Source organism: Streptomyces chlorus (genome assembly GCF_042655885.1).
Lineage (GTDB): Bacteria > Actinomycetota > Actinomycetes > Streptomycetales > Streptomycetaceae > Streptomyces > Streptomyces chlorus.
Genome location: NZ_JBHSOA010000088.1, coordinates 1 through 3,099 on the forward strand (window position 1 = coordinate 1; position 3,099 = coordinate 3,099).

General features: G+C 67.0%; 4 protein-coding genes and 1 pseudogene. All 5 read left to right on the top strand.

The annotated features are described in order from the left end of the window. Positions 1–281: pseudogene (locus ACFPZI_RS30890) on the top strand (hypothetical protein); the annotation flags it as partial. Then, on the top strand, positions 278–478 hold the full coding sequence (locus ACFPZI_RS30895) for a hypothetical protein (protein WP_381370026.1): 201 nt from the start codon (positions 278–280) through the stop codon (positions 476–478). The pseudogene ACFPZI_RS30890 and the gene ACFPZI_RS30895, both read left to right, overlap by 4 nt. A 3-nt stretch (positions 479–481) precedes the next feature. After that, positions 482–952, top strand: coding sequence for a hypothetical protein (locus tag ACFPZI_RS30900; protein WP_381370029.1), 471 nt, complete (start codon positions 482–484; stop codon positions 950–952). Positions 953–1,196: 244 nt separating this feature from the next. Then, a complete protein-coding gene (locus ACFPZI_RS30905) occupies positions 1,197–1,667 on the top strand; it encodes a VOC family protein (RefSeq protein WP_381370032.1) in 471 nt (156 codons plus the stop codon). A gap of 115 nt (positions 1,668–1,782) precedes the next feature. After that, on the top strand, positions 1,783–2,091 hold the full coding sequence (locus ACFPZI_RS30910; RefSeq protein ID WP_381370035.1) for a hypothetical protein: 309 nt from the start codon (positions 1,783–1,785) through the stop codon (positions 2,089–2,091). Positions 2,092–3,099: the final 1,008 nt, after the last annotated feature.

Consider the following 3,099-nt stretch of genomic DNA (forward strand, 5'->3'; position numbering starts at 1 on the left):
CGACCGCACGAGCGATCATCCCGTGCCCGCCGTCACCCCGCAGGGAATTGCGCAGCAGAGTCGTACGCACCCACAAAACCCCGCACTCCACCAAGACCCAAGGCCCCCTGCTCCTCTCACGCACCGGCCGCGCACTCGACCACGTCACCTTCACCCGACTGCTACGCGACGTCGCCGCCACCCACCCCGACCTCAAGGACATCGCGCCCACGCTGCACCCCGACGTCGTCGCCCACTCGCCGTCCCCATTCGCCGACGAGACCAGCAGGGACCGGCCATGACCCTCTACCGGGCAATCCTCCAATTCGAGGAAGGCGGCCCCGCGGTCACCGGCGAATGGCAGGACAACGAAGCCGTCGCCCGCGCGGCCTACAAGACATGGATCGGGCTCTACACGCGCTGTCCTCCGGTGGCGGGCGAACCGGCTCCGGCGTTGACTCGTGCGGGGCGCACTGCACGCCAGACGACCGAGGGATAGACGATGACCAGACCCGTCACCGGACTGCTGTACGGAGCCGCTGCCGGTGCCGCCGGTACCACTGCTCTCAACACCGTCGGCTATCTGGACATGGCATGGCGTGCGCGGCCCGCAAGTGGCACTCCGCGAGCCACCGTCGAGAAGCTGTCACAGGCGATGCACCTGCCCATTCCCGGTCACGGCGCTGAGAAGGAAAATCGAGTCGCGGGCCTGGCGGCACTGACCGGCATCGCTGCCGGGATCGGTCTGGGTGCCCTTCTGGGCCTGGTGCGGGCCGAGGGCTGGCGTCCGTCCAGGTTGATCGCCTACGCGACCGCTGGATTCGGCGCCCGTCTGGGCACCGACGCCCCCATGACCCTGCTCAAAGTGACCGACCCGCGCACGTGGTCTGCAAAGGACCGGATTGCCGACATCGTGCCCCATCTGGCTTACGGGGTAGTGACCGCCGCAGTTTTGGAAAGACTCGATCCCTGAGTCGATGGGCCCGACGGGCACTTGCGCACAGGCAGCGAATCCCTCAGTAATCGTGTGGCGCTGGGACTCGAGAGCCACACCTCTGCGTTGCTCCAATGACCTTAAGCGGCGAGCCATCCGTGTACAGCTGCCCGCGAATCTTCCAGGAGGGCGAGCCGGTGAAATTGCCGGGCACTTCGAAGGGGGAACCTACCGTCAATGCACATCATCAACGGAGCATAAGACCGACAAGTGGAGGCACCAGATGGTCGATCTCCCGCCACCGCCAGAGGGAATTGTGCTGGCCCACTTCATCGTCTCGGACGATGTCGAACGCTCTCGACGCTTCTACACCGAAGTGCTCGGCGGCCGGCTGGCCTACTCCGGCCCTGGAGGCCTGACCTATGTCGCACTGGCCAACAGCTGGATCATCATCAACGGCGGCGGAGGCCCGACGGACGACAAGCCCTCGGTCACCCTGGAGGCGCCGCGCGATTTCGGCCGGGTCAGCAGTTTCCTCAATATCCGCGTCAAGGACATCTACCCCTTGTACGAGGAGTGGAGCGCCCGAGGTGCCCAGTTCCTGACGCCGCCGAAACAACACGCGTACGAGATCCGCTGCTACATCCGCGACCCTGACGGCCATCTGATCGAAGTCGGCCAGACCACCGACCCGGAGGGAGACTGGACACCGGCTCACTGGCCCCCAAGTTCCCGCACCGGCGATTCCGAGTGAGCTCCGAGATCGACTTGTCTGATCAACAGGGTCCGTAATTCCTTCGGGCGGATCCACTCCACCGCCTTCGCGCCTGAGCAGTGGGGTGCTCGTGGTTCCCGGCAGGATGGCAGGTATGGGCCACTGGGTGTACGAGTTCTCGGGCTGCCCCGACTCGGCGGACTACCAGCAGATCGCGGACGATGAGAAGCCGGGCGACGTAGTGCTGCGTGAACGCCAGGGCGGTCTTGGCATCGTGGACGGGTTCGTGCGTGAGAGCGTCGACAACATGATGATGGTGGCCCGCTACCGGTGGGTGGCCAGCGGAGACCCGTCCACGGTGGCACCGGCGGTGCTGCAAGCATCCAGACTTCCGCCCCCCGCGCGGCGGGATGCGCGGCCGGTCCCCACGGGCAGCGAGCCGGATGCCAGCCAGTCTGCTTGAGGGGCGTCCCGAGACTGCCGTCGTGGTTGTGCGCGACGGTCGTCGCGCACAACCATTCTCCTACTCTTCTGTGGCGGCTTCTTCGGTCCCGGTCTCCTCGGCCTCGGTCGTGGCCGGTTCTTCGGTCCCGGTCTCCTCAGCCTCGGGGGTCGCAGGTTCTTCAGCCTCGGTCTCCTCGGCCGCGGGGGGAGCGGGTCCTTCAGCTCCCGTCTCCGCCGCCTCGGGGGTCGGCTCTTCGCCCTCCGCAGGGCCAGCCTCAGTCGTGGCCGGTGCCTCCTCGGGGGTGGTCTCCGCCTCTGTTCCTTCGGCCGCAGTGGGCTCCTGCTCGGCGTCGCTTACGTGCTCACCGCCTTCCCGTACTGGCAGGCAGGAAGAGGCTCAGGTGTCGTCTGGTCGGACGACCGTCATGATGCGGAATTCACTACTCATGATGTCACCGAACAGCATGCCCTGAGGCTTCGCGAGGCCATCAGCAACGCTCCGGAAACGTGCCGTAGGCGCTGTGATCAACCCCGCCGGCGGGCGGCGGGATCAGACGCGGCGACGTGCGCTGCGACCGCGTCGACGCCGGGGCGGGCGTACCGCTCCAGGGAGCCCGGAGGCGTGGCGGGAGCGGGCCGGCAGCATCGGGGTGGAGTCCGCTTCCGCGCCCTTCCACCCTCGCGCGCCAACTCGGGGTGCCGGTAAGAACGCTGTCAGTGCGCCACGAGGCGCTGTTGTTTCGGACGGAGGTGGAAGACCACCGTCGCCTCGCCGTCGTAGCGGCGAGGTGAAGCTGGAGGCAGCCTGAACCGGGGATCGCCGGGAAGGGCGAGAGCAGCCTCGACAAAGTCGGGTCGGCCCAGCACTGCCGGATGGGTCGGGCCCGGTGAGCGAGACGAGAAGGTATACGCGAGGAACCGGCGTCATTACGCCTCTTGAGTTCTTGCCAGCTCCAATCCGGTTGATATGGGCTGGTCAGCGGTGCGCAACCGCCCGGAAGGGCGGGGAACTCCCGGTCCGGTATTG